General features: G+C 29.4%; 4 protein-coding genes and 1 pseudogene. All 5 read left to right on the top strand.

Annotated features, from left to right (window positions below; all coding sequences use genetic code 11):
* Positions 1-2,350 (top strand): CRTAC1 family protein (locus U9R23_07120; protein MEA3476191.1); only part of this gene is annotated, 2,350 nt, incomplete at its 5' end.
* A 280-nt stretch (positions 2,351-2,630) separates the two neighbouring features.
* On the top strand, positions 2,631-3,137 hold the full coding sequence (locus tag U9R23_07115; GenBank protein ID MEA3476190.1) for a hypothetical protein: 507 nt from the start codon (positions 2,631-2,633) through the stop codon (positions 3,135-3,137).
* 210 nt (positions 3,138-3,347) lie between these two features.
* The gene (locus U9R23_07110; protein ID MEA3476189.1) at positions 3,348-5,438 is read left to right on the top strand and encodes a leucine-rich repeat domain-containing protein; all 2,091 of its coding nucleotides are present in this window, start codon (positions 3,348-3,350) and stop codon (positions 5,436-5,438) included.
* Between the two features lie 127 nt (positions 5,439-5,565).
* Positions 5,566-5,880 (top strand): annotated as a pseudogene (locus U9R23_07105) (ORF6N domain-containing protein).
* Positions 5,881-6,037: 157 nt separating this feature from the next.
* On the top strand, positions 6,038-6,583 hold the full coding sequence (locus U9R23_07100) for a transposase (GenBank protein ID MEA3476188.1): 546 nt from the start codon (positions 6,038-6,040) through the stop codon (positions 6,581-6,583).
* The last annotated feature ends 173 nt before the right edge of the window (positions 6,584-6,756 follow it).

Here is a 6,756-nt window from a genome sequence, read left to right as displayed (position 1 = left end):
TGCAGAAAAATTTATTGAAAAAGAACCTGATAATTTGAATGGATATGAAGCATTTTTAAAAATCTGTTTAAAACAAGAAGTTGAGCCAAAAGATATACAGGATTCTGAAAAAAAATATCTAAACCTTATTATACAAAGGAACTTACCGGATAGCCTTCGCTTACAAGTTAAATATATTTTTGAAACTGCATTGGAAGATTCCACTGCAGAAGCGATTTTAGATACAATTATTACAAAATACCCCACTTCCAATATTGCAAACCAGTCAGCACAGGAAAAAGCTTTTGAATATGCAGTTATGCGAAATGATTCATTGCGAGCAGAAGGATTAATTAAGTTTTTGCAAAAGTATGAAAAGAATAAATGGTCGGCTCTTGGCTGGAGATATTTACTTTTTTCTTATGATAATCTTGGAGAAAAAGAAAAGCTGGATTCTGTGCTTACTTACATAGAGAATACCTTTTCAAACTTTCCCAAAATGGTTAATATGATTGCTCGGTATTATCTGAATTTAAAAGAGAATCTGTATTTTTATGAAACAAAGATGAAACATGTAATTGAACGGGTTGAAAATTCTGAAGATAAACCTGTTTTTGAGTTTTGGGGCAAGAAGAGCAAATCAGAAAGGCTCGCAGAATATCGTTTTACGCTTTCGCAAATTCTTTTTGAAAACGAGAAATACGATGAAGTATTAGGAGAATTAGCAAAAGTTGATAAAAATGAGTTAACAGCAAAATATTACTATTTAAAGGGTAAATCAGAAAAAGCGATTGAACAAAAGGCTCTGGCATTTGAGGATTTACTCACAGCAGTAAAAATGGGAGACGAGCGGAATCGGTGGACACCAAAAGCCGATTCAGTCATTCGTGAAGTTTATAAGGAATTTTCTGAAGGTGGAAATCAATTTGATAGATTTGCAAGAATTTGGGGTAAGTATAAGGGACCTGTTTTTACTGATGTAACTGACGAAGCTAATTTATCTCAATATAAAAAATCAAGAATAGCGTGGGGAGATTATAACAATGATGGGTATGATGATATTTTATTAAATGGGAATACTCTTTTGAGAAATAATCAAGATGGAACTTATACAGATGTAAGTGAGGAAGCAGGAATTTCAAAAGGGAATACAAACGGTGGAATCTGGGCGGATTTTAATAGAGATGGTTATCTGGATTTTTTTGCACCATCATTGAGCATAAAAAAGGAGGATATTTTATGGAGAAATTTTGGAGACGGAACATTCAAAGATGTTACAGATAGCACACCTCTATCTGACACATTACAAACCGAAGGTGCTGCCTGGGGAGATATTGATGGAGACCTTTATCCCGATTTGTATTTAGCAAATTATGAGCAATGGGAGGTTCTTGATAGTGAGCCTGATTTTCTGTTTCATAATACGGGCAATGGACAATTCACTAATGTTACAACCAGAATGAATATCATTCCGCCATTTAATGAAAATCAGGCAGGTAGGGGAGTGAATTGGGGAGATTTTGATAATGATTGTGACCTTGATATCTTTGTATCAAATTACAGATTAGATAAGAATTTCTTATGGAAAAATAATAATGGTAAATTCTTTGAAAATGTAGGGGAAAAGGTTGGAGTTGAGGGAAATTATGTTGATGAATGGTTTGGACATACGATTGGTTCTGAGTGGGGAGATTTTGACAACGACGGAGATATGGATTTGATTTGTGCTAACCTTGCTCATCCAAGATTTATAGATTTTTCTGATATGACAATGCTATTTGTTAATGACTTGAAACATGAAAAATTTATTGATAGCAGAGAATCAGCAGGCATAACTTACGATGAATGCCACAGCGACCCGTCATGGGGAGATGTGAATGCTGATAGTTATCTTGACCTATTTATTACATCAATATATCCCAACCGTAGAAGCTATCTTTATCTAAATAATGGTGATAAAACTTTTACTGATATTACATATTTTGCTGGAGTTAGAACATTCAATTCTTGGGGAGCTGCATTTTCAGATTATGATAATGATGGAGATTTAGATTTACTTGTCTGCAGCGGTGAAGGCATTCATCTTTTTAGAAATGAAAGTGAAGGACAAAATTGGTTAGAAATTCAAGTTTTGGATAAGAATGGAAATACTCCAATTATTGGTACACGAGTTGAAATAATTCAAAATAAGTTTAAACAAATTAGAGAGGTTCAAGGTGGAAAAGGGACCACTAATCAGCATAGTCAGACATTGTATTTTGGATTTCCAACTAAAGAACCTGTTGATATAAAAGTTAAATATTTGGATGGGAGAGAAAAAGAATTAAAAGATAAAAAATTAAATCAGGTAGTAAAGATAGTGTATGAATAATTAAGTTCGTCATGGAGTGGTCCATGACGACTCCCCAAAAGAATTAAATAAACAGAATATTAATCAAGTAATAAAGATTGTTTATGAATAATTCCTAATGAATAGGTTCGTAATTTTGAATCCATATGAAACGCTATTTGGCAATAGTCATATATAATCTCCCAAATAGAAATTTGAAATAGAAAATACTTTATATAAAAATTATAATATTAATTTTGATGTATATTTTGAAAATATTTATTAAAATTTGAAGTTAACAAAACAAAGTTGAGTATGTAATATGAATTATGGTTATATTGCTATTATTGCTGTGGTAATCTCAGCGATTTCATTAATATGGAAAATTGTAAATTCTATAAAAAAGAAACAGAGTAAGGTAAAAGTAAACTATAAATTTGGTGAGCAACGATTATTTAGAAGTGCAACGGGAAAATTAGAGTCTCCTATCCCACTTTTATTAGTTGAGATAATAAATAAAGGGGAGAGCATTCGTTACATAGATGATTTAAAAATCAAAATTCCGAAGAAGAATGGGGAAAATAAATATCTTGCTATTATTAATGCTGATGTTGAAAATAGTAAGAGATTTCCCTATCAATTAAATTCATATGGAGGAAAATTTGAGGGATTGTATAATTTATGCGATTTACAAAATGCTCTAAAAAAATTAGATGGAAGAGAAAAGATACAAATATTAGTTAAGGATACTGTGGGGAAATATTATACTTCACCCAAAATTAAAATAAAAGCAATAAATGATTATATTAAACAGTCTATGAGAAGATGAAATAAAAATAATCTATTTGTTATGGAGATTAGAAATTTGTCAAATGTGATTAAAAATGTAAGGGAAAAAGAAGAACACAAAATTCAAGGAAAAGAAATAATTAAATTGATTTATAAGGAATATAAACTATAAGAATTTTCATATTTTCGGAAGATACTAAAATATCAAAATTATCTAATAAGATGGAAATATAAGTTGATTACTTGAATTATGTTAGAAAAAGAAAAAAAAGATTTTTGGAAATCATTAAATAAAAAATGGAGAATTATTTTTTCACGACATTTGAATAAAGACAAATTAACTTTTTCTGATATTGATGAAATATTGAGGTTAAAAGAAATTAAGTGTTATGAAAAAATTACTACTTTAGAACCCTTGCGGGAGCTGAAGAATCTAAAAAAGTTTTGGTGTGGTGTATATAATACAAAAATTACAAGTTTAGAACCATTAAGAAATTTAAAAAGATTAAAATTTTTAAGATTGTATGACTCCAATGTATTTGATTTAGAACCAATAAAAGATTTAAAAAATTTAGTTATGATACAGTTATCTTGTAAAAAAATTGTTAATTTAGAACCATTAAAAAATCTAATCAATTTAAAATGGCTTGAATGTCATTGTTCAGAAGTTTCTGATATTGAGCCGTTGAAATATTTGATTAATTTAGAAAGACTTGATTTATCCTACACAAAAATTACAGATTTAGAACCATTAAAGAATTTAATAAATTTAAAAAGTTTAAGATTTATTAGTACTATGATATCTGATTTAAAACCATTAAAGAATTTGAAGAATTTAGAAAAGCTTAGTTGCTCTGAAACAAAAATTAAGGATTTAGAACCATTAAGAAGTCTAAAAAAACTAGAATATATTAATATAAGAGATGCACAAGTCAGCAGCTTGGAACCATTAAAAAATTTAATTAATTTACAAAATATTGGTTGCGGCAATACACAAGTTACAAGTATAAAACCTTTGATAGATTTGAAAAATTTAAATTATCTTGATATTTATGGCTGTCCAATTAAAGGTTCGAATCATACTTATAGATTTAATAATTATAAAGAAGTGAAATTTTTCATAGAAAACACTGACAAAAGGGATGAGTTTAATCTAAATAAGGATAAAATCCATTATAAAAAGATTGGAGAGAATTTAGATATTCAATTAGTATATTACAAAAACAAATCATTATATGTTCCAGAATGGAAGGGTTATTGGCCAATATTAGAATATACTTCAGATAAACAAAAAGAATTTTATGATTTTTGGAAGGAACAATTTGAAAAGAATATCATTGTTGATATTAGAGGAAATCTTTGTTATTTATTTGTATATATTTATTCAATAATTAAACATTTTATAAATGATAAAAATATAAATAAATTATTACTTAATTTTGCAAAAATGGATATGGGGTATGGTGATAAATATTATTCAATCTCCCATTACTTGCAAAGTTGGTTATTTGATGCATATTTATATATTGGTAATTACGATGATGCGTGGGAAGTAAAGACAATTTATGGATTTTGTAATATTGAAGATGCAATAAATTTTAAATCAAGATGTAAAGATACTTCGATAAATGGTGAAGAGTTATTACATGTTGTAAATAAAACAAATTATAACTCTTTAACAAAATTTGGTAAGAAGCATGTAATAGAAATAACTCAATTATCGGATATATATCTTAAGGAATTTTATAAAATACATGAAAGAAGCTTGATAAAATATTTTACTTATAAACTTAAAAATAGAAGATTAAAAAATAATAATTGGTATGCAAAATCAACAGGAAAGGGGGATGCAACTTTTTGGATGTTTAGAGGAATACCTGGAATAACAGGAATTCCTTTGTATTACAAAAAAATTACTGAAAAAGTATATAAACGAATTATTACTGAAGCATGTAATATTGTAAGGGAATGTGAAAATAAAGTTAGAGAAGAAAAAGGTGTTTATAAAATTGGTGAAAGATGGATAGAGGAAACAGAATTATTTTATAAACTTTGCAAGGCTTTCCCTAAAGAAAAAATCATTCAACATGGAAAACCCACTTGGTTATATAGGCAACATCTTGATATATATTTTCCTAAAAGGAATATTGGTATTGAATATCAAGGAGTCCAACACCAAAAAGTTATTCAATATTTTGGTGGAGAGGAAGCATTAGAGGAACGGAAAAATCTTGATGAACAAAAAAGGTTTTTGTGTAAGAAACATAATTGTAAACTTATATATGTTTATGAAGATTATGATATTAAAGAGGTCATAAAAGAAATAAATTCATTACTTTAATTTCTTAAGAATTAAACCAATTAAAACTTTAGTTTATATTTGTTTAAAGGATATCAATGCAAAAACGAGCCGTCATCAGCGTTTCAAACAAAGTAGGCATTAATTTTAGAGGATTCAAATTAAAAACATGGTTCCTGTAGAATCTTTGATGAATAAAATCCTGTTTATTCGTGGTAGGAAGGTGATGCTGGACAGTGACCTGGCAGAATTGTACGGAGTGGAAACGAAACAGTTGAAACGAGCTGTCCGTAGGAATATAGAACGATTTCCTAAAGATTTTATGTTTTCACTTACTTTTGATGAATACCATTCTTTAAGGAGCCAAATTGGCACCTTAAAGAGAGGGGAACACGCCAAATATTTATCTTTTGCCTTTACTGAACAGGGAATTGCAATGCTGTCTTCTGTGTTACATAGCGAACGAGCTATTCAGGTGAATATAGTTCGTCACGGAATGGTCCGTGACGGCTCGGTTAAATGGAATAGTCCGTGACGACTCGGTGAACTCAGTTAAGCTAGCTAAAAACAAAAGGAGCTGTCAGGGACCATTCCCTGACAACAGAAAATTCTCAATGTAAACTATATCAAAAGACAGAAAAATGGGACTAAGAGGTAGAAAAAATTTCGTAGAAGAGAATTGTTTTTTTGTTACGACAACTGTTGTGAATTTTACCAAAATTTTTACATCGAGCAAATATTGTGATTTACTAATTGAAAATATAAAACATTATAAAACAAAATACCATTTTAAAATTCTTGGATATGTTATTATGCCTACTCATTTTCATTGGATAGTTCAAACCGATAATAAATATGGTTCCATATCGGATATAATGCGAGATTTGAAAAAATATTCTGCTTGGGACATTCTTAATGAAATTGATAAAGGTAATAACTCAGATTTAGCTAAAGTATTTGAGATTTATGCAAGAAAATATAGAGATCAAAAAAGGAAATTTTGGAAGGAAAGATTTGATGATGTAATAATAAGAAGCAGGAAATTTTTCTTTGAAAAATTACAGTATATTCATAATAATCCTGTAAAAGCCAAATTGGTAGGAAAACCTGAAGATTATAAATACTCAAGTGCAAGAAACTATAAATATAACGATCATTCTGTTATTTTTGTAGATACGGATTTGTAAGATCGTCACGGAATGGTCCGTGACGGCTCGGTTAATATTTGATGAGCTGTCAGGGATTCACCCTTCGTCCCGATTGAATCGGGACTACGAAGAATGGACCATTCCATGACAGTCATTCATTTGTGTCATGGTGTGGACCATGACACCCCCGAAGATGAAGAAAATAATTGTAA

It is taken from the genome of Candidatus Cloacimonadota bacterium (assembly GCA_034722995.1).
Classification (GTDB): domain Bacteria; phylum Cloacimonadota; class Cloacimonadia; order JGIOTU-2; family JGIOTU-2; genus JAGMCF01.
This window is presented reverse-complemented; position numbering and strand designations above follow the sequence as displayed.

Bases quoted from the DNA above. Each gene is read 5' to 3' on its own strand.
- U9R23_07110 (MEA3476189.1), top strand. From the start codon at position 3,348: ATGTTAGAAAAAGAAAAAAAAGATTTTTGGAAATCATTAAATAAAAAA.
- U9R23_07115 (MEA3476190.1), top strand. From the start codon at position 2,631: ATGAATTATGGTTATATTGCTATTATTGCTGTGGTAATCTCAGCGATT.
- U9R23_07100 (MEA3476188.1), top strand. From the start codon at position 6,038: ATGGGACTAAGAGGTAGAAAAAATTTCGTAGAAGAGAATTGTTTTTTT.